The organism is Pseudomonas sp. FP198 (genome assembly GCF_030687895.1).
Lineage (GTDB): Bacteria > Pseudomonadota > Gammaproteobacteria > Pseudomonadales > Pseudomonadaceae > Aquipseudomonas.
The window spans coordinates 2,389,207-2,410,069 of the sequence record NZ_CP117452.1; the positions used below are offsets into that span (position 1 = coordinate 2,389,207).

Genomic DNA, 20,863 nt, shown 5'->3' on the forward strand with positions numbered 1-20,863 from the left:
GGGAGCGGCGCGATCCTGTGGGCGAGGGGTGCTGCGCATGATAGCAGGCGCGGCGGATATTCATCAGACCAAACCCTTGGGCCTGAGCGACCTTGTGGCGAGGGAGCTTGCTCCCGCTGGACTGCGAAGCAGGCCCCTGGGCGGTCGCTGCGCACTGGAGCGCCAGCCCGGCCGAGCGGGAGCAAGCTCCCTCGCCACATGCGGTAGGCCAGGCGACATGAATGCCGGCTGGTCCAACGCTTTCGCGAGCAGGCTCGCTCCCACAGGGTGATGGGGCGTCAGTGAGAATGACGCGGCACCTCGGCGCCACGGCAGCCCACCAGGAAGTCGAAGTCGCAACCCTGGTCGGCTTGCAGCACATGGTCGATATACAGCTGGCGATAGCCACCGACCAGCAATTGTTGCGGTGGCGCCAGGTCGGCCAGGCGCGCGGCGAGTTCGGCGTCGGGGATGTCCAGGTGCAAGCGGCCGCTGGCGCAATCGAGTTCGATCCAGTCACCTTCTTTCACCGCGGCCAAAGGCCCACCGGCCGCCGCTTCCGGTGCCACATGCAGCACCACGGTGCCGTAGGCGGTGCCGCTCATGCGCGCGTCGGAAATACGCACCATGTCAGTCACGCCCTGGGCCAGCAGCTTGGCCGGCAAGCCCATGTTGCCGACTTCGGCCATGCCTGGATAACCCTTCGGTCCGCAATTCTTCATGACCAGGATCGAGTCTGCATCGACGTCGAGTTCCGGATCGTTGATCCGCGCCTTGTACTCGTCGAAGTTCTCGAACACCACCGCGCGACCGCGATGCTGCATCAGTTCGGCGGTGGCCGCGGACGGCTTGAGCACTGCGCCCAATGGTGCCAGGTTGCCGCGCAGTACGCAGATGCCGCCGTCGGCGCGGATCGGGTTGTCGAGAGTGCGAATGACTTCGTCCTGGCCGTAGATCGGCGCGTCCTTGGTGTTTTCGCCGAGGCTCTTGCCGTTCACCGTCAGTGCGTTCGGGTGGGGGATCAGGTTGGCTTCGCCGAGGCGTCGGAGCACGGCGGGCAGGCCGCCGGCGTAGTAGAACTCTTCCATCAGGAAACGCCCGGACGGTTGCAGGTCGACGATGGTCGGCATACCACGACCGATGCGGGTCCAGTCGTCCAGGTCCAGCTGCACGCCGATGCGCCCGGCGATGGCCTTGAGGTGAATCACCGCGTTGGTCGAACCGCCAATGGCGGCGTTGACGCGAATGGCGTTTTCGAAGGCTTCCTTGGTCAGGATCTTCGACAGCTTCAAGTCTTCGCGGACCATTTCCACGGCGCGCATGCCGGACATGTGCGCTAGCACATAACGGCGCGCATCCACCGCCGGAATCGCCGCGTTGTGCGGCAGGGAAGTGCCAAGCGCCTCGGCCATGCAGGCCATGGTCGACGCCGTGCCCATGGTATTGCAGGTCCCGGCCGAGCGGGACATGCCGCCCTCGGCCGCGAGAAAGTCATCGATGGTGATGGTGCCGGCCTTGACCTGTTCGCTCAACTGCCAGACCACGGTGCCCGAGCCGATGTCCTGGCCCTTGTGCTTGCCGTTGAGCATCGGCCCGCCGGTGACGACGATGGCCGGCACGTCGCAACTGGCGGCGCCCATCAGCAGGGCCGGAGTGGTCTTGTCGCAACCGGTGAGCAATACCACGCCATCAATCGGGTTGCCGCGAATCGCCTCTTCCACGTCCATGCTCGCCAGGTTGCGGGTCAGCATGGCGGTGGGGCGCAGGTTCGATTCGCCGTTGGAGAACACCGGGAATTCCACCGGAAAGCCCCCGGCCTCGATCACGCCGCGCTTGACGTGCTCGGCGATCTGCCGGAAATGCGCGTTGCACGGTGTCAGCTCCGACCAGGTGTTGCAGATACCGATGATCGGCTTGCCATGGAACTGGTGGTCGGCGATGCCCTGATTTTTCATCCAGCTGCGGTACATGAAGCCGTTTTTGTCGGCGGTGCCAAACCATTGGGCCGAGCGCAGGGAGGGTTTCTTATCAGACATGATCGATTCTCTTATTGTATGACTATATTGTTCGAGCTGAAGCGTAACATAAGCGCAATTTACGCCGTTTGGAAGTGTTGTTGGGTAAATAGTATTACTATATAGTCCGATTTAACGGAGGGATTGTCCTGGCGGTCATTCGCGAGAGAAATCCCCCGAGGTTCTATAACAACAACAATCGGAGACCGGTCCCATGAGCCAGGAATTGCGGCTTATACGTCGCATCACACTCAAACTGATTCCCTTCCTGATCCTGCTTTACCTGATCGCGTACGTGGATCGCTCCGCCGTGGGCTTTGCCAAGCTGCACATGGGCGCGGACATCGGCATCGGCGACGCCGCCTACGGCCTCGGCGCGGGCCTGTTCTTCATCGGTTATTTCCTCCTGGAGATTCCCAGCAACCTGATGCTGGAACGCTTCGGTGCGCGGCGCTGGTTTGCCCGGATCATGATTACCTGGGGCGCGATCACCATCGGCATGGCTTTTGTGCAAGGGCCCTATAGTTTCTACGTGATGCGCTTTCTGCTGGGCGCGGCCGAAGCGGGGTTCTTTCCGGGCGTGCTGTATTACATCACCCAGTGGTTCCCGGTGCGTCATCGCGGCAAGATCCTCGGGCTGTTCATCCTTTCCCAACCCATTGCGATGATGATCACCGGCCCCGTTTCCGGTGGCTTGCTGGGGATGGACGGCATCCTCGGCCTGCACGGCTGGCAGTGGTTGTTCATCGTCATCGGCCTGCCGGCGGTGCTGTTGACCTGGCCGGTGCTGCGTTATCTGCCGGATGGCCCGCAACAGGTCAAATGGATGGACCAGGCCGAGAAGGACTGGTTGACCGGTGAGCTGAAAAAGGACCTGGAAGAATACGGCCAGACCCGTCATGGCAACCCGCTGCATGCGCTCAAGGACAAGCGCGTCCTGCTGCTGGCGCTGTTCTACTTGCCGGTGACCCTGAGCATCTACGGCCTGGGGCTGTGGCTGCCGACGTTGATCAAGCAGTTCGGTGGCAGTGACCTGGTGACCGGCTTTGTCTCTTCCGTGCCTTATATCTTCGGCATCATCGGCCTGCTGATCATTCCTCGCAGCTCCGACCGCCTGAACGACCGTTACGGTCACCTGGCCGTGTTGTATGTATTGGGCGCCATCGGTCTGTTCCTCAGCGCCTGGTTGACTGTGCCGGTGCTGCAACTGGCGGCGTTGTGCCTGGTGGCGTTTGCGCTGTTTTCCTGCACGGCAGTGTTCTGGACCTTGCCGGGGCGGTTCTTCGCCGGTGCCAGCGCGGCGGCGGGCATTGCCTTGATCAACTCGGTAGGCAACCTGGGCGGCTACATCGGCCCGTTCGTGATCGGCGCCTTGAAGGAATACACCGGCAACCTGGCGTCCGGGCTGTACTTCCTGTCGTGCGTGATGGTGTTCGGCCTGGTGTTGACCGGCGTGGTCTATCGCTTGCTCGAACGCAAGCACGTGTTACCGGCTGACCAGTTCGCGGCAAGCGCCCGCGGGGCGACGCGTAGCTGATTGATTGCAGCTTTTGTGGCGAGGGAGCTTGCTCCCGCTCGACTGCGTAGCAGTCGCAATATGGGCGATGTGTTTTGCCTGAATGAACACGGCGCCTGGAAGTAGGGGGGCTTTGCCCCCAGCGGGAGCAAGCTCCCTCGCCACAAAAAGCCTGCAAAGCGAGTCGGCGTTCATATTCAAGTTTTGTTTACAGGGAGAAACCCATGCGTTTAGTTCAGTTCGAATTGAGTAACGGCGAACGCCGCGTCGGTGTGGTTGACGGCGAGCAGGTGCGCGAAGTGCAGGGCGCCACGACGGTGCGCGACCTGGCGCTGGCCGCCATCGAGGCGGGCGTCAAGCTTGAGCAACAGGTCGACGGCCTGGGCCTGGGAGCGAGCCATGACTATGCGCGACTGCTGAGCGAATTGCGCATCCTGCCGCCGCTGGATCACCCGGACCCGGCGCACCTGCTGGTCAGCGGTACCGGCCTGACTCACCTGGGCAGCGCCTCGGCCCGGGACAAGATGCACCAGCAGGCTGGCGACGAGAGCGCCATGACCGACACCATGCGCATCTTCAAATGGGGCGTTGAGGGCGGCAAACCCGCCGCCGGGCAGGCTGGCGTTCAGCCGGAATGGTTCTACAAGGGCGACGGCAGCATCGTCGTCCGTCCCGGCCATCCGTTCCCGCTGCCGCCCTTTGCCGAAGACGCGGGCGAGGAGCCGGAAATCAGCGGCCTGTATGTCATCGGTCACGACGGCAAGCCCTATCGGCTTGGCTTTGCGGTGGGCAACGAATTTTCCGATCACGTCATGGAACGCAAGAATTATCTGTACCTGGCCCACTCGAAACTGCGCAGTTGCAGCTTCGGCCCGGAACTTCGCGTCGGTGAACTGCCTCAACATCTGTCCGGGACCAGTCGTATCCTGCGCAACGGCGAAGTGCTGTGGCAGAACGAATTTCTCAGCGGCGAGGCGAACATGTGCCACAGCCTCGAGAACCTCGAGTTCCACCATTTCAAGTACAGTCAGTTCCTGCGCCCCGGGGACGTGCACGTTCATTTCTTCGGCACCGCGACGCTGTCGTTCGCCGACGGCATCCGCACCCAGCCGGGGGACGTGTTCGAAATCAGCCAGGCCGAATTCGGCGCCCCGCTGATCAACGGCATTGCTCCGGTAGACGCGGTGTTCAACCCAGGTACTATCGGCACACTTTAAAAGGAGACTTGCGATGAACCAGATCCTTGGCCACAACTACATCGGCGGCGCCCGCAGCGCGGCCGGCCAGACTCGCCTGCAAAGTTTCGACGCCAGCACCGGCGAGGCCTTGCCGCATGATTTTGTCCAGGCCACGGCGGAAGAAGTCGACGCCGCCGCCAAGGCCGCCGCGGCGGCTTATCCAACCTATCGCAGCCTGAGCGCGGCGCGCCGGGCCGAATTTCTCGATGCCATCGCCGATGAGCTGGACGCCTTGGGTGATGAGTTCGTCGCCGTGGTCTGCCGCGAAACCGCGTTGCCGGCCGCACGGATCCAGGGCGAGCGCGGCCGCACCAGCGGGCAGATGCGCCTGTTCGCCAAGGTCTTGCGCCGTGGCGACTTCTACGGCGCGCGCATCGACCGGGCCTTGCCGGAGCGTACGCCGCTGCCGCGTCCGGACCTGCGCCAGTACCGCATCGGCCTCGGCCCGGTGGCCGTGTTTGGCGCCAGCAACTTCCCGTTGGCATTCTCCACCGCTGGCGGCGACACCGCTGCCGCGCTGGCCGCTGGTTGCCCGGTGGTATTCAAGGCCCACAGTGGCCACATGGCCACCGCCGAGCATGTAGCCGATGCGATCATTCGCGCAGCTGAAAAAACTTCGATGCCGGCCGGCGTGTTCAACATGATCTACGGCGGTGGCGTCGGCGAATGGCTGGTCAAGCATCCGGCGATCCAGGCCGTCGGCTTCACCGGTTCCCTGAAAGGCGGGCGTGCCCTGTGCGACATGGCGGCCGCGCGGCCCCAGCCGATCCCGGTCTTCGCCGAGATGTCGAGCATCAACCCGGTGATCGTCCTCCCGCAGGCGTTGCAAGCGCGCGCCGACAGCGTTGCTCGCGACCTGACCGCCTCGGTGGTGCAAGGCTGCGGCCAGTTCTGCACCAACCCTGGCCTGGTGATCGGTCTCCGCTCACCCGAGTTCACTGCTTTCACCCAACAAGTGGCTGCGCTGATCGGCGACCAGGCACCGCAAACCATGCTCAACGCCGGCACGCTGCAAAGTTACGGCAAAGGCCTGCAAAAATTGCTGGCCCACCCAGGCATCGAACACCTGGCCGGTCGCGAGCAGCAAGGCAACCAGGCGCAACCGCAATTGTTCAAAGCTGACGCCAGCCTGTTGATCAACGGTGACGAGGCGTTGCAGGAAGAGGTCTTCGGCCCGACCACGGTGTTTGTCGAAGTGGCGGACCAGGCGCAATTGAGCGCTGCGCTGCATGGCCTGCACGGCCAGCTCACCGCTACGATCATTGGCGAGCCGGCGGATTTCGAACGGTTCGGCGAACTGACGCCGTTGCTGGAACAGAAGGTCGGCCGCATCTTGCTCAACGGTTATCCAACCGGCGTCGAGGTCTGCGATTCGATGGTCCATGGCGGGCCTTACCCGGCGACGTCCGATGCGCGTGGCACTTCGGTCGGCACCCTGGCGATCGACCGGTTCCTGCGTCCGGTGTGCTTCCAGAACTACCCCGACAACCTGTTGCCGGAGCCGTTGAAGAACGCCAACCCGCTGGGGATCCTGCGATTGGTGGATGGCGTGCCGGGGCGTGAGGCGCTCTGAGGATTGCGGTGAGGTCGTTATATTCAAGTTGAATGTGCCGGCCTCTTCGCGAGCAGGCTCGCTCCCACACAGGATTCACATTCACCAAAAATCCCCTGTGGGAGCGAGCCTGCTCGCGAAACCGATAGGTCGGCCAGCACCGCTTTCGAACCTTATGGCCCAAGCCCCACTCTGACATTGGGTTATCATGCCGCCTTTCCAATGACTGACTGATCGCCATGACTGCCCCGACCGACACTCTGCTGCACGCCCTCGAACACTGCGACATGCTGATCATCGACGGGCTGCACGCTTTCGATTTTTCCCTCGACGAGCAGGACCAACTGCACGTCGAATGCATGAACGGCCGCACCCTCGAGCATTGGCGCTTCACGCCTGCACAGATGCAGGCCGCGACCTTCGACACAGCCTCGAAACATTGGGTCATCACCAGTGATTCGGGCGATCACCATCTGGAATGCGTGGAGGCGACCAGCGGCCACGACGACGAGGACTCCGAGCATGAAGATGCGTAGTTTCTGGCCATTGCTGATGGCCGGTAGCGTGGGCGCCATGGGCGTCCAGGCAGAAACCACCGAGCACTATCAATTGCTGGTGGGCTCCTACACGGCGGACCAGAGCCAGGGCATCTACCGCATGCAGTTCGACAGCCGGACCGGCCAGCTCGACGCCAAGCCACTGCAGGTGATCAAGACGGACAACCCGTCCTGGTTGACCCTTTCCAAGGACCTGAGCCGGCTGTTTGTGGTCAATGAAAACGGCCCGGGCCAGAAAGACCCGGTGGGCAAGGTCAGCAGCTACGCCGTTGACCCCAAGACCCATGAACTGAGCCTGATCAATCAGGTGCAGTCTCTGGGCAACGAGCCGACTCATTCCAGCCTGAGCCATGACGGCCAGCATCTGCTGGTGAGTAATTATTCCGTTCTGGAAAACCCGGGCGGTACCTTGGTCGTGCTGCCGGTGGGAGCAGACGGCAAGCTCGCGCCGGTGGTGCAATCGGGCAGCCATCAGCCGAGTCGGGTCAACCCTGAGCGGCAGAAATCGGGGCATGTGCATTCGGCGGTGCCTTCGCCGGATGGCAAGTATGTGTTTGCCAACGACCTGGGGGCGGACAAGGTGTTCGTCTATCGCTACGACCCGAAAGCCAACCCCGAGCTGCCGCTGACGCCTGCCGATCCGGCATTCGTGCAGTTGCCGCCGGGCAGCGGGCCGCGTCACCTGCTGTTCAGCAGCGATGGCAAGCACGCCTGGCTGACCATGGAGATGACCGCCCAGGTTGCGGTGTTCGATTACCAGGATGGTCGCCTTACCCAGCGTCAACTGGTCGACCTGGCCGCCGGCAAGCCCCAGCCGGGTAAAGCGGCGGCAGCGCTGCATGCGTCCAGGGACGGCAAGTTCCTGTACGTCAGTAATCGGGGCACCACCAACGAACTGCTGGTGTTCGCCATCGACCCGGCGGCTGGCACGCTGAAGGAGCTCCAGCGACGTTCAGTCGAGGGCGACCACCCTCGGGAATTCAGCCTCGACCCGACTGAAAAATTTGTCCTGGTGGCCAACCAGAAGAGCAACCAGATTCTCGTCATCGAGCGTGATCCGAATACCGGCCTGCTGGGTAAAACCGTGCAGAAGCTGGCGATGGATGCGCCGAGCGACTTGAAATTCATGGTTCGTCAGTAAGCTGTAGGCCCCGATTCACGGGGCCTTCGCCGTTGTATCAACGAGACTGATAGTCGCTAGTATTACAAAGCATTTCAAGACGAGGCGCCTCGGCGCGTAAGTTTGCTTCACGGCCCCACCGGGCAAACCAGCAAACTGAATCCGAGGACTACCGCCATGAATCTGAATCTCTTCTCCGTTATTGCCGCTTCCGCTATCTCTGCCACCGTGGCATTGCCAGCCAGTGCCAGCATCGAAATCAGCGACAAGAAAAACCGCACCCAGAGCTACACCGAGAAATACCTGCAACAGAGCGCCAACTTCTACGCCGCACTGGATCACAAGACTCAACACTGAACCACGCTGACCCCTGAAGCCTGCGATCTTTTCATTTCCTGCTGGATGCCAGCGGAGAGAAAAGATCGCAGGCTTCGTGCGTGGGCCGAAAATCCCGTTGTGATATCACATGGCCATGTGTTTAAATTTGACGCTAGTTAATTGACTCCTTACCAATAAGGATCGACACCATGGCGATGCGTCTGGCAGTGATGCTGCTGTTTCTCTACTCCACTCCAATTGTCTCGGCGGCCCAGCCCATTCCCGGCGAGCTGGAAGTGGCTCGCGAGCGATTGTTGAGCTTGGTCAACGACTGATTTCAGGGCTTCATCAATCAATAAACCTGATGGTGACTATGCATATTCGTCGCTATTCATAACGGTTTATTTGATTGATTCTGTGGGCATCGAAACATGCCCACGGAGAACCCCATGGCCCGCGCAATCCTTTCTTCCGCCAGACACGGCGCCTATATCGCCATCGGCCTTTACGTGGCATTGGTGCTGGTCGTCAGCCTCGGCGCCCAATACCAAGGCTTCGTCGATTCATCGCTGCATGCGTCGGTTTCCACTGCCGTTGAACGAGGCGCAGGCAAAGGGGCGGTCGGCGCATGAGCAGATGCAGGTTCTGGGTGATTGCCTTCCTGGCGTTTATCACCAATGGGTTTTCGTTGCTTGGGTTGGGGCAGGCGTCGGCGGGTTCTTTGGCGCGGACGATCGAGTGCAACCACAACATCGCCCATAACATCCTCACCGCCAGGGCATTGGGGGTATTGGTGGGTAATCCGCCGTCGGCGCCGAGGGTGGCTGAGTTTGGGCCGTTTCAGGTTGATTGCGCGGTGGTGCGCATGTGCAGCGTCGCCGCTTGAAGGATCTACGCGCTTTTCGTGGCGAGGGAGCTTGCTCCCGCTGGCCTGCGCAGCAGGCCCATTCGGTCTACACCCAAGGCGTCTGCTGCGCAGCCGAGCGGGAGCAAGCTCCCTCGCCACAAGAAGCGCGGTCGCAAGAGCATTTTCTACTTGGCCATGATCGCTACGAACAGCTCGGAATCCAGGAATTTTTGCAACCAACCTTGCAGCCGCGGATAGGGCGCCTGGGCAAACCAGTCGCGATCGACATGGGCGAACTGGCGTATGAAGGGCATCACCGCCACGTCGGCCAGGCTCTGATGTTCCGCCGCCAGGAACGGACGGGTTTCAAGCAGTCCTTCCAGTTTGCGCAGAAAAACCTCGCCTTCGCTGCGGTAGTGTTCCTGCGTGTATTCGGGATGTCGCTCCGGGTATTTGTAGCGGTTCAGGTGAAGCTTGAATACCTGGTCGTTTTCCTCGATCAACGCTGCCGTCAACGCCTGGGCCTTGGCATCGTCCCGCAGCTGCCAGTCCTGCGGATCGTGTTGGGCCAAGGCCCAGTTGATGATCTCCAGGCTTTCGTCGATCACCTGGCCATCGACCCGCAACACCGGCACCGTGCCTTTGCTCGAGAGTGCAAGCATCTCGGCGGGCTTGGCCTTCAGGCTGACTTCGACGATTGTCAGTTCGACCGCGCTGTAACGCAACGCCATGCGTGCGCGCATGGCGTAGGGGCAGCGACGGAAGGAGTACAGCGTGGCGCGGCTCATTTCACCTCCAGCGTGCTCAGCCCATTGCCCTGGCGACGGACCTGGATCTGCACCGGGATTCGCTCGTGCATTTCCTGCACATGGGAGATGACCGCGACCTTGCGGCCCTGGGCCTGCAAGCCGTCGAGGGCGTCCATCGCCAGTTGCAGCGATTCGGGGTCGAGGCTGCCGAAGCCTTCGTCGATGAACAACGATTCGATTTTCAGCGTGCTGGACGCCATCGAAGCCAGGCCCAGCGCCAGGGCAAGGGAGACCAGGAAGGTCTCGCCGCCGGACAACGAATGCACCGAGCGCAGTTCATCGCCCATTTCCGTGTCCATCACCAGCAGGCCAAGCATGCTGCCGCCGCGCTTGAGCCGGTAACGGCGAACCAGCTGGCGCAACTGGGCGTTGGCATGGTGCACCAGCAAGTCGAGGTTGTACGCCTGGGCCAGTTTGCGGAAGCGGTCGCCGGTGGCCGAACCGATCAAGGCATCCAGGCGTGCCCAGCGCTGGTATTCGGCATAGGCCTGCTCGATCTGTCGGGCCAGGGCCTGGTTGGCATGTTGCCGACGCTGGTCTTCAGCCTGTTCGGCCCGCAACTCGGCGCAGCGTTGTTCGCTAACGGCAAACTGCTCCTGCAGTACCGCCAGGGCTTGGGTCAGTTCTTCGGGCGGCAGGTTGCCGTTGTGTTGGGCCTGGTGGTTGTGCAGGCGCTGCTCGCGTTCGGTGAGCAGGACGCGGGCCTGCTCGATGGCTTTTTCGCTGGTGAGCAGGCGTTGCCGCAGTTGACTGACCTGTTGCTCGTCGAGGCTGAGCAGGTCATCGAGCGCGGCGTCGTCGAGTTCCGGATGAGAAGCGCGCCATTGGGCGATGCCGGCGGCGAGCGTTTGCTGTTCGGCCTCAAGCGACTGGGCCTGCTCATGCCGGGCCTGGAGCTCGGCAGCCAGTTGCACGAGGGTATTGCGCAACTCCTGTAACTGCTGACCGGCCGCTGCCTCTGCATGGCGGGCCTGTTCTAGGGCCTGGTCGAGTTGTTGCTGCCATTGTTCGGCACTGGAATGTTCGCCAAGCAGTTCGCTGAGCTTTTGTTGGCAGGCCAGTTGTTGTTCATTCAGTGCGTTGAATTGCTGCTGCGCCGCTTCGAGTTGCTGCACGCGGGTCTGCTGGCGGTCCTGCTCTTTCTCCAGGGCTTGCTGGCGTTGCAGTTGTTCGCCGAGTTCCTCGCGTTGCTGTTCCAGTTGCGCCAGGCGCTGGGTGATCCGCTGGTCGAGTCGCATGAACGTCGCGGCGGGATCGCTGCGCAGGGCCTGCAAGGTATCGGCCGGCAGCAGCGCACTGAAATGCCCGAGCTCTTCGTCCAGGCGCTGGCGGTCGCGGGCCATTTCCTGTTGCTGGTTGCCCAGGTGCAGTGACGCCTGCTGGCTGGCCGTTTCCGCTTCGCGCAGTTGCTGCGCCAGGCGCGCGGCGTCCTGTTGCAGGGTGAGCAGGGCGGCCTGGCGTTGTTCGTCCTGGCTGATGCGCAGGCTCAACTGGCTGTTTTGCTGGGCCAGCCAGGCGTCGCGCTGGTCTGGAGCCTGGCCCAGCAACTGCTCCGACAACGGATGGGCTTCGAGGCTTGGCGCGAGGCCTTGTTGCTGGGCGACGAGTTGTTCCTGTTGCTGTTTGAATTCCTTGAGCTGGGCAATGACCCCACTGTATTGCGCGCGCAGATCGATGACTTTTTCATTGAGCAGGTCGACGGCTTTGCGCGCGTTGGCCTCTTCGCTTTCATCGAATCGGCCGAGGCTTTGCAGCAGCGCTTCGGGCTGATGGTAGGGGTGTTCGACGCTGCCGCAGACCGGGCACGGCTGGTTGTCCTGCAACTGTTCGCGCAGTTGCTCGACGCTTTCGCTGCGAGCCAGGCGCTGGCGTTCCAACAGTTCACGGGTGACAGTCAAGGTCTGTTCGGCAATGGCCAGCTCGGCCTTGGCTTCGCCGCCTTCGCGCACCAGCCGGTCGCGCTCCTGCAGGGCTTGCTGCTGGCGTTGCTCAAGCTCCGCGCTGCGTTTGTCCAGGTCTTGCTGGCTGGCCCAAAGCCGGGTCAGTTCTTCGAATGCGCGCAGCTGCTTGCGATTGTCGTGCAGCAGGTTGCCGAGCAACTGGATCTGTTCCGCCACCGCTTGCGGTTCGGCCCCGGCTTCCTTGTAGAGCACTTCGAGGTTTTGCCGGCGGCTTGCCAGGTCATCGGCGGCGCGAGTGGCGCTTTGTTCCAGCAGCGCGAGTTCGTCCTGGCCCTTGTTCAGCCGGTTGCCGATCAACATCAACTGTTGCAGGCGATCGCGGTAGGCGGACCAGGCATCGCCCAGCGGTGCGAGATCGGTACTTTGTTCCAGTTCGCCGGCGATCCGTTGCAGGCGCTCGCCAACCTGCCGTTGCTGTTCGAGCAGGGTGTCGATGCTGCGCTGGCCGTCGGTGCAAGCCTGTTGGACCTGTTGCAACTGTTCGGCGCCTTGGCCGGTTTCCCTGGCCAGGCGGGCGAGGCTGCTTTGTTCATCGAATGCCTGGCGTAGCAGCGGTGCGGTGTCCGTGCTCTGCTGGCGAGCGGCGGCCAAGGCCAATTGCGCCACGCCCAGGCCTTTCTCCAGTTCGGCCTGTTGCTCATGCAATTCGACTTGCTGCTGGGTCAGTTGCCGGATCCTGACTGCCAGCGGCTCCAGCTGGCGGTTCAATTCCGCCTGGCGGATGAACTGGTGCCGCTGGGGCGCCAGTTGTTCCAGGCGTGTCAGTTTCTGGCGTTCGTCGGCCAGCGCAGCCCAATCGGCCTGGGCCCGTTGCAGTTGTTCGGCGGCGCTGGCCTGTTCGTCCTGCAACAGGCGCAGGTCCCTGAGCCAGGTGTGCTGCTGTTCCAATTGCTTGAGCTGTGCCTGCTGGGTCTTCAGTAGTTGCTGGGCGTCGTTGAAGCGTTGGTCCAACTCGGCGCGGGCTTCGGCGGCCAGCGGCGTGACGCCGGAGGCCTGGTCCTGCAACTGCTTGTGGGTTTCCCTGGCCTGCTTGGCCTTGTCGAAGGCGCGGCGACCCAGGCGCGTATACAGGGCCGTGTCGGTGAGCTTTTCCAGCAACTCGCTGCGGTCGTTGTCGTCGGCCTTGAGAAAGGCGCTGAACTCGCTCTGGGCCAGCAGCACGGCGCGGGTGAACTGCTCGAAGTTGAGGCCCAAGGCGGCTTCGAGCTGGGTCTTGTATTCGCCTTTCTGGCTGGCCAGCAGTTGGTCATTGTCCAGGTCGCGCAGGCTCTGGCGGCTGGCCTGCAATTTGCCGCCGGCTTTTTCCCGGGCGCGATTGGCCTCCCAGCGAGCCCGGTAGCGGCGCCCGTCGATACCGCGAAAATCCACTTCGGCATAACCGTCGCCGGTGCCACGGCGCAGCAGCGTGCGCGGATCGCCCGTGGCGATCTCGCCGTCGGCGTCCGGTACCTTGGCGTCACGACCGGTGTTGTTCAGGCGTGGCACCGCACCAAAAAGCGCCAGGCACAAGGCATCCAGCAGCGTGCTCTTGCCGGCGCCGGTGGGGCCGGTGATGGCGAACAGGCCGGCGCTGGCCAACGGCTCGGCGGTGAAATCGATTTCAAATGGCCCGGCGAGCGAGGCGAGGTTCTTCAGGCGGATCGCGAGGATCTTCATGGTTGCTCGCTCTCCATCTGCACGTCTTGCAACAGCACGGCAAAATCCTTGAGGGTCTGTTCGTCCACTTCGTTGCCGTAGGTGTCCTGCCAGGCGCGGCTGAACAGTTCCTGCGGGCTGAGCTGGTCCAGTTCGACCAGCGCGGCGCCGTCCTCGACACCGCTGGAGCCGCCAGTGCCGGCGTACTCGGCGGCGATTCGCACCAGGCGCACGGCTTTGCCTTGCAATGCCGTCTCCACTTGCTGGCGCAAGTCGGGCTGTGGCTCGTCGAGGCGCACTCGAACCTCCAGCCAGGGCTGGCGCTGCACGTCCGCCAGCAGATCGATGTCCGGCAGGTCTTTCAGTTGCAGGAGGATATCGGCCAGCGGCGCCGGGCCCAGGCGTTGCAGGTTGACGGCGCGGGGAATCAGCCGGGGTTCGACGTTCACCAGGGTTTCGCCGTCCAGGGTGACGTCGAGGATCTGGTGCTGATAGCCGATCTCGGAGAACGACAGCGGGATCGGCGAGCCGCTGTAGCGGATGCGCTCTTCGCCATTGACCTTCTGCGGCTTGTGCAGGTGGCCGAGGGCGACGTAGCTGATGCTCGGGCCGAAGAGGCTGGCGGGCAGCGCTTCGGCATTGCCGATGATCAGGCTACGCTCGGAGTCCTCCGATACCGAGCCGCCGGCCATGTGCGCATGGCTGACGGCGATCAGCGCCTGGCCTTTCTTGCGCTTGTCGTTGGCAGCGGCGATCAGCCATTCATGAACCTGGCCGATGCCGCGCAGGTAATCATCCCCCAACTGCGCACCGGTGACTTCCGCCGGTCGCAGGAACGGCAGCGCCAGGCACCAGGCGCGGACCTTGCCCTTGGCGTCGGGCAATGGCAGCAACAGGCGCTCGACGTCCAGTTGCCCATCATCCAGCCACAGCACCCGGCCCAGGGCATGGGTGCGCAAGCGCCGCATCAACGGCGCTGGCAGTTCGATGCGTGAGCCGGAGTCGTGGTTGCCGGCAATCATGACGATGGTCAGGTTGGCGTTCTGTTCGTGGGCGCTGACGATGAAGTCATACAGCCGCTCCTGGGCTTTGACCGGCGGGTTGACGGTGTCGAAGATATCGCCGGCGATCAGCAGCACATCGGGCTTTTCGCTGCCCAGTTGACGCAGCAGCCAGTCGAGGAAACAGGCGTGTTCGAAGTCGCGATCCTGGCCGTGGAGGTTTTGCCCCAGGTGCCAGTCGGAGGTGTGAAACAGACGCAAGGCAGACTCCAGAATACAGACGATGGCCGCGGGAGGAGAGGCGGCGCAAAAATGCAGAGTTTACTGGGAAACGCGGGGCAGGGGCTGCCCAACTTTGTCGGATGGACCGGCAGGGCTTTTGTGGCGAGGGAGCTTGCTCCCTTGCCACAAAAGCCCTGCGCAACAAAACCGGGTTATTTGGGATAGAGCGGCGGCAGGCTGGAATCACTGGCAGCGTCCGGCGCTCCTTCCAGAGGCGGAATGGTCCGGATCGCCCGCCACAGGTCTTCACCTTGCCAATACTGGCCGGTTTCGCTGTAGAGGGCGCCGTTCAAGCCATCAAGGGCGTCGGACAGTGGCACGAAACGCGCCGCCATGTCGGCCAGGGTTTCCGGCTGCTGTCGAGCCCAGGCATCCAGCGCCTGTCGGGTGGCGTGCGAGTCGTTGGCCAGGCAGGCGCGCTTGAGGTCGTCCAGCAAGGTGCGTGGGCTCGGCCCGGCCTGGGCCGAGCGCAGGATCGCCGGTTGCCAGCGCGCGCGCCACCACAGGCCGAAGCCGAGCAACGTCGTGCAGGCCAAGATCAACGTGCTGAGTTGCCAGTACCAGAGGGTCTCGCTGTCGACAGTGGTGACGATCTGGGTGGTGCCTGCCGGTGTGTCGACCATCAGGCTCGGGTTGTTCGCCACTTGCAGGGTCCGGGCCGGCAAGCTGGTGCGGTCCAGGTGGTCTTCCAGGGTGTTCCACCAGACCACTTCCACCGGCGGCAGCTCGATGGTGCCGCTACGGTTGGGCACCAGGGCTTCGCGGTCTTCGCGGCTGCCGACCAGGCCGCGCTCGCTGCTGCGGCTGCTCAGCACCGGCTGGTCGGGGTAGCGCCGCAGGCCATTGATTTCGGTAGGCGGAAGCGGCGGCAACTGGGCGCTGGTCAAGCCTTCCGCCTCCAGGGTCAGGCTGCGGGTGAGCGAATCGCCGACCTGGCTGTGCGTCGGTTCCGGGCTCCAGCTTTCGCTCAAGGACAAGCTGCGCGCCGGCAGCCAGGGGAGGTCGGCCGGGTAACTGGCGGGCTTGGGCTTGACGGTCAGTTGCAGTTGCGTGGAACTGACGCGCATCAACTGGCCGGGTTTGGCACCCGGCGCTGCGGCGCCCTGGGCCGTGGGTTCAACCAGCGTGGCGCTGAAGGTCTGGGCCGGGATCGCCAGTTCGCCGCTGCGCTGCGGGTAGATGCCGTAACGCAGTTCGATGACGCCGTGGCGCACATCGTTGATGACTTTTTCGTAGGTACGCGATTCGCCCAGTTGCTCGGTGCGCGCATCGGGAATGTGCAGCGGCGTCAGGCTGCTGTCGTCGTACAGCGACACCGAATGGTAGATACGCAGGGTCAGGATGGCCTGGGCCTGCACATACACGTCGTTCTGGTCGAGGCTGGCTTCGATGAACACCGGCGCGAGGGTACCGGAGGCGTTGCGGGTTTCGCTTTCGATCACCTGCAAAGTGATCGGCTGGCTGCTGACCTCGCCCAGTTGCAGCGGCGGGATCACCACCGTGCCGCTCTGGCGCGGCAGCAGCGTGACGATCCAGCGGGTGGTGGCGCGATTCTCGCCGTCAAGGGTGGTCAACTGGTTGACCTGGCGGGTGCCGCGCACGTCGAACAGCGCCTGGAGCGGGCTCAGGTCAGGTTTGCCGAACAGCGTGGCATCGTTGGACTCCAGCGTCAGCTCGACGGTCTCCCCGGAGTTCAGGCGACTGCGGTCCACGCTGGCAGCCAGCTGCGCGGCCTGGGACCCGGCAGCCCAGAGCAGCAAGACGAGGAGATAGGCGGTGAAGCGGGTCATTGGTGTTTTTCCTGAGCCTGGTGGCTTTGCTGTTCATACCAGAATTTTCGCCTGAGCAGTTCGCCCGGGTTGTCCGGGATCTGGCGCAGCCATTGTTCCAGTGCCTGGCGCTGCTCTTCGGCATTGCGCTGGCCCGCGGCCGGGCGCAGCGGCGGGGTGGTGGTCTGCTCGTCGGGCAGTTCGCTGCCGGGCACGTCTTCGGCGCGGGTCGGTGGCGCCTGGGACGCCGGGGATTGCTCCGGCGTCGCTGGCGCTTCGGAAGAAGGCTGGCCCGGCTCGGACGACTGGTTCGGGGTATCGCTATCCGGCGATTGCTCGGTGGGCGCGGGGTCCTGGTTTTCGTCGGGCTTGGCGGGGTCCGGTGGCGCAGCCTGCTCTTTCAGCAGGCTTTCCACCAAGGCCTTGTTGGTCTGCGCCGGGCGCAGGTCCGGCTGCAACTCCAGTGCTTGCTCATAGGCATCGATCGCGGCCTCCAGTTCGCCGCTGCGGGCCAGCGCATTGCCGCGATTGTAATGCGCGCGGGCATCGTTGCCTTCAGCGAAACGCCGGGCGGCCTCGCTGTACTGGCCGGCCTCGTAGAGGGCGACACCTTGCCATTGGCTGTCCTCGAAGCGAGTGGCGGCCTCGGCCGGGCGTTTCTGCTTGAGCAGGTGCTGGCCCTGTTGATCGGGGCGCAGCCACAAGTCCTCGAACTCGAAGGCATGGCTGGTCTGCGGCAGCGCAAACAGCAGCGGCAGGCAGAACAGCCAGCCCCGACGCCCGGCGCAGGCGGCCAGCAGCAGGAGCGGCAACAGCAGCCAATAACCCTGGTCGGCCCAGGTGTCCAGGCGCAGTTTCTGGCCATCGCTGCGCAGGCGGCGCGGACCGTCCAGCAGGCCCAGGCTGCGCAGGTCGTTGTCGTCCAGGTGCGCGGGACGGTAACGGCCGTCCAGCTCATCGAGAAATGACTTGAGGCTTGGGCTGTCCAGGCGCGGCACCAGGATCGCGCCTTGGGCATCCTTCAGGTAACTGCCGTCTTCCTGGGCCACGGGCGCACCTTCACGCGTACCGATGCCGAGCATCAGCAAACGTGTGGCGGAACCGTCGAGCCTCTGGCTTATGCCAAGGCGTTCCTGCTCGTTCAGGGATGAACCGATCAACAGGATCCGGCCGTGGCCGAGCCCGGCCTGGTCCAGCAACGCCATGGCCTTGTTGACGGCCAGGTCGGCACGGTGGCCGCCTTGCGGCATGATCGATGGCGCCAGGGCTTCGAGCAGGTTGGCGCTGGTGGCCAGGTCGTCGGACAGCGGCACCAGCGTATGGGCGCTGCCGGCATAGACGATGATCGCGGTCTGCGCGTCGCTGCGGTTCTGCAACACGTCGAGCACTTTGCGCCGGGCCTGTTCCAGGCGCGTAGGCGGGACGTCGGTGGCGAGCATCTCTGGCGTCAGTTCGAGAATCACCACCAGCGGATCGGCGGGTTTCTGGCTGGTCTGTTCGACCCGCGTCCAGCTGGGACCGAGCAACGCCAGCACCACCAGCAGCCAGCCCAGCCCGAGGGCGATCCACGGCAGCTTGCTTTCGCGACCACTGCCACCGGTGAGCAGCACGGCATGGAACGCCGGCGGCAGGATCATCTGCCAGCGGCCCACGCGTTTCTGGCGGTGCCACAGTTGCCAGAGCAGCCAGCCCAACAGGGGCAGCAGCAAGATAAAAGCGGGACGCAGCCAATGCGGCCAGAGCGCGATCATCGGCGCCTCCGCAGTCGCAGGCGCTTGAGCCGCTGGCGCCATTCAGAGGTTTGCGAGGGTTGAAACAGCGGCTGGGTGAACAGGCGTTGCAGGGGGTTGTCCGGCCAGCGCTCACGAACCACCAGCAACATGCTCAACAGCAAGGCAACGGTCAGCGGCCAATGATAAAGCGCCTGGGCGGGACGGGCCTGGGTCGGCTGCTGGGTCACCGGCTCGAGTTGGTCGAGGGTGGTCTTGATCGCCAGTAACTGCTTGCCATCCTGGGCGCGGAAATACCGGCCGCCGGTGACCTGGGCGATTTCCCTGAGTGTCGCTTCATCGAGATCCAGGCTTGGGTTGACGCCGAGAAAGCCCGCCGTGCCACTTTGCTCCGGATCGGCACCCACGCCGATCGGGTAGATTTTCACGTTTTCGTCGGCAGCCAGTTGGGCGGCAGTCAGCGGGTCGATTTCGCCGCCGTTATTGGCGCCATCGGTCACCAGGATCAGCACGCGGCTGTTGGCCGGACGTTGCCGCAGGCGTTTGAGGGCCAGGCCAATCGCATCGCCGATCGCCGTGTTCTTGCCGGCGATGCCGATGCGCGCTTCGTCGAGCCAGTGGCGTACGGTGCGGCGATCGAAGGTCAGCGGCGCCTGCAGGTAGGCCTGGCTGCCAAACAGAATCAGGCCGACCCGGTCACCCTCCCGACCTTCGAGGAAATCCCCGAGCATGTGCTGGACCAGCGCCAGGCGGCTGATGTCCTCGTCTTTCCACTGCATGTCAGGAAAATCCATAGACCCGGAGACATCCACCGCCACCAGCAGGTCGCGACCGCTGGCGGCAATCGGCAACGGCTCGCCCAGCCACTGCGGGCGGGCGGCGGCGATCAGCAGCAACAACCAAAGCAGGATGAACGGCGCCTGCTGGCGCCATGTCGGCAGATTGGCCCGGGCCCGGCGCCCGACCAGCCCTTCGAGGTCTTCGAGGAAACTCACCTTGAGTGCCGGTTCGCCACTGTCCGCTGCGGGCAGCACCATGCGCATCAGCCAGGGCAGCGGCAGCAGGGCGAAAATCCACGGCCAGGCGAACTCAAACATGTTTGCGAATCCACGTCTCGACCGCTTGCGTCAGGCCGGCAATGGCTTTGTCGTCAAGCTTGCATTCGGGCTTGTAGGCGCCTTCCACCAGGATCATCCAGCGGGTCAGGCCGGCGGCCGGGCAGCGGTTGTCGAGGAAGGCCAGCCATTTGCGCCCGTTGAGAGTATGGCTCTGGCTGTAGGGATAATGGTTGCGGCACAGGCGCTTGAGCAGCCCGTTGAGTTGCTGCAGCCAGGCCCCGGCCGGCGCGCCGTCGTAGGGTTTGGGTAACAGCGCCAGCTCGGCCAGCGCGGCCAGGCGCACCGGATCCAGGGGTTGTTCGGCGCGGTCGTCGGTGCGCTTGGCGGGAATGAAGCGGCGCAACTGCCACAAGCCCAGGCCCAGCAATGGCAATAACACCAACAACATCCACCAGCCCGGCGCGGGCGGCCAGAAACCGATGGGCGGCGGCGCCATCAGCGGTTGCAGCTGATCGAGGCTGCTCATCGGGTTTTTCCTGGGCGCTTGGGGTTCAGGTACTCGCGCAGTTGTTCGACCATGTCGCCTTGCGTGCTCAGGGGCAGCATCAGGATCCGCAGCTTTTGCGTCAGCAGTTCCCAGCGCTCCAGGCGCGCCTCGGCCTGGGCGCGGTAGGTCTGGCGCAGTTCCAGGTTCAGCGTGTCGAGCTCCAATTGCTCACCGCGCTGGGCAAACCGCAGCAGGCCGGCGGCGGGCAGGGCGTGGTCCAGCGGGTCGGACAGCGGCAGCAGCAACAGGTCGCAATGACGCGACAGCAGGCTCAACTGCTGCTCGGCACCGTCGGAGAGGGCGCGCTCGTCACAGATCACGATCGCCAGGCTGCCGGGCCGCAGGACTTCCCGGGCGCGGCGCAAGGCGACACCGAAGGAATCGCGGTCCGATTCGCCTTCGGTGTGCAACGACTGATTGACGCGCACCAGCCGGTTGAGCAGTTGCAGCAGGCTTTGTTTGCTGCGCCGCGGCTTGACCTCGTAGTGGCTGTTATTGCCGAACACCAGGCCGCCGACCCGGTCATTGTGCCCCAGCGCGGCCCAGCCGATCAGGCTGGCGGCCTGGGCGGCGAGTACCGACTTGAAGACCTGCCCGGAACCGAAGAACAGGCGGTGGCTTTGCTCGATCATGATGAAGATCGGCCGTTCGCGTTCTTCATGGAAAAGTTTGGTGTGGGGCTCCTGGGTTCGAGCGGTGACGCGCCAGTCGATGGTCCTCACGTCGTCGCCGGCCTGGTAGACCCGCACCTGATCGAAGTCCACGCCGCGCCCGCGCAGCTTGGAATGATGCAGGCCGATCAGCGGGCTGCGCTGGCCAGGGGTGGAGAACAACTGCACTTCGCGCACGCGATGGCGCATCTCGATCAGCTCCGAGAGGCTGACGCGGATGCCCGGGACGGGCGCCAGTGGGTTATTCATGATTCATGC

At 63.7% G+C, this 20,863-nt stretch carries 18 protein-coding genes; 9 read left to right on the forward strand and 9 right to left on the reverse strand.

All coding sequences use genetic code 11. The features are described from left to right. Nucleotides 1-278 precede the first annotated feature (278 nt). Nucleotides 279-2,015 (reverse strand): IlvD/Edd family dehydratase, encoded by a 1,737-nt coding sequence (locus PSH78_RS11100; protein ID WP_181290491.1) that lies wholly within the window; start codon nt 2,013-2,015, stop codon nt 279-281. 193 nt (nt 2,016-2,208) lie between these two features. Between PSH78_RS11100 and PSH78_RS11105 the strand changes: the two genes are divergently transcribed. The 9 genes from PSH78_RS11105 to PSH78_RS11145 all read left to right on the forward strand — a co-directional run bounded on the left by PSH78_RS11105 (nt 2,209) and on the right by PSH78_RS11145 (nt 9,181). Continuing rightward, a complete protein-coding gene (locus tag PSH78_RS11105) occupies nt 2,209-3,531 on the forward strand; it encodes an MFS transporter (RefSeq protein ID WP_305500461.1) in 1,323 nt (440 codons plus the stop codon). Between the two features lie 203 nt (nt 3,532-3,734). Further along, nucleotides 3,735-4,727 carry an AraD1 family protein gene (araD1, locus tag PSH78_RS11110; RefSeq protein WP_305500463.1) on the forward strand — a complete coding sequence of 331 codons (993 nt, stop codon included), beginning with the start codon at nt 3,735-3,737 and terminating at the stop codon, nt 4,725-4,727. Nucleotides 4,728-4,740: 13 nt separating this feature from the next. After that, nucleotides 4,741-6,321, forward strand: coding sequence for an aldehyde dehydrogenase (NADP(+)) (locus tag PSH78_RS11115; RefSeq protein ID WP_305500465.1), 1,581 nt, complete (start codon nt 4,741-4,743; stop codon nt 6,319-6,321). Nucleotides 6,322-6,539: 218 nt separating this feature from the next. After that, the gene (locus PSH78_RS11120; RefSeq protein ID WP_305500466.1) at nt 6,540-6,836 is read left to right on the forward strand and encodes a DUF5629 family protein; all 297 of its coding nucleotides are present in this window, start codon (nt 6,540-6,542) and stop codon (nt 6,834-6,836) included. Continuing rightward, nucleotides 6,823-7,998 carry a lactonase family protein gene (locus PSH78_RS11125; RefSeq protein ID WP_305500468.1) on the forward strand — a complete coding sequence of 392 codons (1,176 nt, stop codon included), beginning with the start codon at nt 6,823-6,825 and terminating at the stop codon, nt 7,996-7,998. The genes PSH78_RS11120 and PSH78_RS11125 overlap by 14 nt, the downstream gene beginning before the upstream one ends. Nucleotides 7,999-8,154: 156 nt before the next feature. After that, on the forward strand, nt 8,155-8,334 hold the full coding sequence (locus PSH78_RS11130; RefSeq protein ID WP_018611529.1) for a hypothetical protein: 180 nt from the start codon (nt 8,155-8,157) through the stop codon (nt 8,332-8,334). A 170-nt stretch (nt 8,335-8,504) separates the two neighbouring features. Next, nucleotides 8,505-8,630, forward strand: a complete 126-nt coding sequence (locus PSH78_RS11135; protein ID WP_305500469.1) for a hypothetical protein — start codon at nt 8,505-8,507, stop codon at nt 8,628-8,630. Nucleotides 8,631-8,744: 114 nt separating this feature from the next. Further along, the gene (locus tag PSH78_RS11140) at nt 8,745-8,927 is read left to right on the forward strand and encodes a hypothetical protein (protein ID WP_305500470.1); all 183 of its coding nucleotides are present in this window, start codon (nt 8,745-8,747) and stop codon (nt 8,925-8,927) included. Then, nucleotides 8,924-9,181 carry a hypothetical protein gene (locus tag PSH78_RS11145; RefSeq protein WP_305500471.1) on the forward strand — a complete coding sequence of 86 codons (258 nt, stop codon included), beginning with the start codon at nt 8,924-8,926 and terminating at the stop codon, nt 9,179-9,181. Before PSH78_RS11140 ends, PSH78_RS11145 begins: the two co-directional genes overlap by 4 nt. A 146-nt stretch (nt 9,182-9,327) precedes the next feature. On the opposite strand, the gene PSH78_RS11150 is transcribed toward PSH78_RS11145, so the two are convergent. The 8 genes from PSH78_RS11150 to PSH78_RS11185 form a co-directional block, all read right to left on the reverse strand. Continuing rightward, nucleotides 9,328-9,930 carry a glutathione S-transferase gene (locus PSH78_RS11150; protein WP_305500472.1) on the reverse strand — a complete coding sequence of 201 codons (603 nt, stop codon included), beginning with the start codon at nt 9,928-9,930 and terminating at the stop codon, nt 9,328-9,330. Further along, nucleotides 9,927-13,568, reverse strand: coding sequence for an AAA family ATPase (locus PSH78_RS11155; RefSeq protein ID WP_305500474.1), 3,642 nt, complete (start codon nt 13,566-13,568; stop codon nt 9,927-9,929). The genes PSH78_RS11150 and PSH78_RS11155 overlap by 4 nt, the downstream gene beginning before the upstream one ends. Beyond that, complete coding sequence (locus tag PSH78_RS11160; protein WP_305500475.1) at nt 13,565-14,809, reverse strand: exonuclease SbcCD subunit D C-terminal domain-containing protein; 1,245 nt, start codon at nt 14,807-14,809, stop codon at nt 13,565-13,567. The genes PSH78_RS11155 and PSH78_RS11160 overlap by 4 nt, the downstream gene beginning before the upstream one ends. 173 nt (nt 14,810-14,982) lie before the next feature. Beyond that, entirely contained in the window at nt 14,983-16,620 is a 1,638-nt protein-coding gene (locus PSH78_RS11165; protein WP_305500476.1) for a BatD family protein, read from the reverse strand. Further along, a complete protein-coding gene (locus tag PSH78_RS11170; protein ID WP_305500477.1) occupies nt 16,617-18,350 on the reverse strand; it encodes a VWA domain-containing protein in 1,734 nt (577 codons plus the stop codon). The genes PSH78_RS11165 and PSH78_RS11170 overlap by 4 nt, the downstream gene beginning before the upstream one ends. Then, nucleotides 18,347-19,426 (reverse strand): VWA domain-containing protein, encoded by a 1,080-nt coding sequence (locus tag PSH78_RS11175; RefSeq protein ID WP_305500478.1) that lies wholly within the window; start codon nt 19,424-19,426, stop codon nt 18,347-18,349. The genes PSH78_RS11170 and PSH78_RS11175 overlap by 4 nt, the downstream gene beginning before the upstream one ends. Further along, complete coding sequence (locus tag PSH78_RS11180; RefSeq protein ID WP_305500479.1) at nt 19,419-19,913, reverse strand: DUF4381 domain-containing protein; 495 nt, start codon at nt 19,911-19,913, stop codon at nt 19,419-19,421. Before PSH78_RS11180 ends, PSH78_RS11175 begins: the two co-directional genes overlap by 8 nt. Then, nucleotides 19,910-20,854: a DUF58 domain-containing protein gene (locus tag PSH78_RS11185; protein WP_305500480.1), complete on the reverse strand. Its 945-nt coding sequence runs from the start codon at nt 20,852-20,854 to the stop codon at nt 19,910-19,912. Before PSH78_RS11185 ends, PSH78_RS11180 begins: the two co-directional genes overlap by 4 nt. Between the last annotated feature and the right edge of the window lie 9 nt (nt 20,855-20,863).

Bases quoted from the DNA above. Each gene is read 5' to 3' on its own strand.
- PSH78_RS11100 (WP_181290491.1), bottom strand. From the start codon at position 2,015: ATGTCTGATAAGAAACCCTCCCTGCGCTCGGCCCAATGGTTTGGCACC.
- PSH78_RS11105 (WP_305500461.1), top strand. From the start codon at position 2,209: ATGAGCCAGGAATTGCGGCTTATACGTCGCATCACACTCAAACTGATT.
- araD1 (WP_305500463.1), top strand. From the start codon at position 3,735: ATGCGTTTAGTTCAGTTCGAATTGAGTAACGGCGAACGCCGCGTCGGT.
- PSH78_RS11115 (WP_305500465.1), top strand. From the start codon at position 4,741: ATGAACCAGATCCTTGGCCACAACTACATCGGCGGCGCCCGCAGCGCG.
- PSH78_RS11120 (WP_305500466.1), top strand. From the start codon at position 6,540: ATGACTGCCCCGACCGACACTCTGCTGCACGCCCTCGAACACTGCGAC.
- PSH78_RS11125 (WP_305500468.1), top strand. From the start codon at position 6,823: ATGAAGATGCGTAGTTTCTGGCCATTGCTGATGGCCGGTAGCGTGGGC.
- PSH78_RS11130 (WP_018611529.1), top strand. From the start codon at position 8,155: ATGAATCTGAATCTCTTCTCCGTTATTGCCGCTTCCGCTATCTCTGCC.
- PSH78_RS11135 (WP_305500469.1), top strand. From the start codon at position 8,505: ATGGCGATGCGTCTGGCAGTGATGCTGCTGTTTCTCTACTCCACTCCA.
- PSH78_RS11140 (WP_305500470.1), top strand. From the start codon at position 8,745: ATGGCCCGCGCAATCCTTTCTTCCGCCAGACACGGCGCCTATATCGCC.
- PSH78_RS11145 (WP_305500471.1), top strand. From the start codon at position 8,924: ATGAGCAGATGCAGGTTCTGGGTGATTGCCTTCCTGGCGTTTATCACC.
- PSH78_RS11150 (WP_305500472.1), bottom strand. From the start codon at position 9,930: ATGAGCCGCGCCACGCTGTACTCCTTCCGTCGCTGCCCCTACGCCATG.
- PSH78_RS11155 (WP_305500474.1), bottom strand. From the start codon at position 13,568: ATGAAGATCCTCGCGATCCGCCTGAAGAACCTCGCCTCGCTCGCCGGG.
- PSH78_RS11165 (WP_305500476.1), bottom strand. From the start codon at position 16,620: ATGACCCGCTTCACCGCCTATCTCCTCGTCTTGCTGCTCTGGGCTGCC.
- PSH78_RS11170 (WP_305500477.1), bottom strand. From the start codon at position 18,350: ATGATCGCGCTCTGGCCGCATTGGCTGCGTCCCGCTTTTATCTTGCTG.
- PSH78_RS11175 (WP_305500478.1), bottom strand. From the start codon at position 19,426: ATGTTTGAGTTCGCCTGGCCGTGGATTTTCGCCCTGCTGCCGCTGCCC.
- PSH78_RS11180 (WP_305500479.1), bottom strand. From the start codon at position 19,913: ATGAGCAGCCTCGATCAGCTGCAACCGCTGATGGCGCCGCCGCCCATC.
- PSH78_RS11185 (WP_305500480.1), bottom strand. From the start codon at position 20,854: ATGAATAACCCACTGGCGCCCGTCCCGGGCATCCGCGTCAGCCTCTCG.